This is a genomic window from Bartonella sp. AA2SXKL, assembly GCF_042197205.1.
In the GTDB taxonomy this organism is placed as follows: domain Bacteria; phylum Pseudomonadota; class Alphaproteobacteria; order Rhizobiales; family Rhizobiaceae; genus Bartonella.
The window spans coordinates 334-651 of sequence record NZ_JBHIRN010000190.1 but is presented as its reverse complement, the minus strand read 5'-3'; the positions used below and the strand labels follow the sequence as shown (position 1 = coordinate 651).

Genomic DNA, 318 nt, shown 5'->3' with positions numbered 1-318 from the left:
TTGATTTTTTTTATTTTACACGCTGTTTTTTAACAACAGAAGTTTTGCCTTTTCTAGAGGGAGAATAACCTTTTACACGCGTGGTTGCACGCTTCACTGATAAAGACTGAAATTTTTCAGGTTCAACATCTACTGTTTCAGAATGGTGGACCCTTTCAAGCTTATCCTCGAGAATGTCCTCTTCATCTTTCATATTCTTTTTGAAAGCTTTAATCCCCTTCGCCACATCACCCATTAATTCAGAAACCTTACCGCGCCCAAAAAGCACAATAATAATCAGTAAAATTACAATTAAATGTGTTGGTGAAAAAAAATTAC

General features: G+C 35.2%; 1 protein-coding gene. It reads right to left on the bottom strand.

The window, feature by feature from the left end:
- Positions 1-10: 10 nt before the first annotated feature.
- Positions 11-318, bottom strand: a 308-nt coding sequence (tatA, locus tag ACFINS_RS10625) for a twin-arginine translocase TatA/TatE family subunit (RefSeq protein ID WP_375706253.1), incomplete at its 5' end; no start/stop codon positions are given.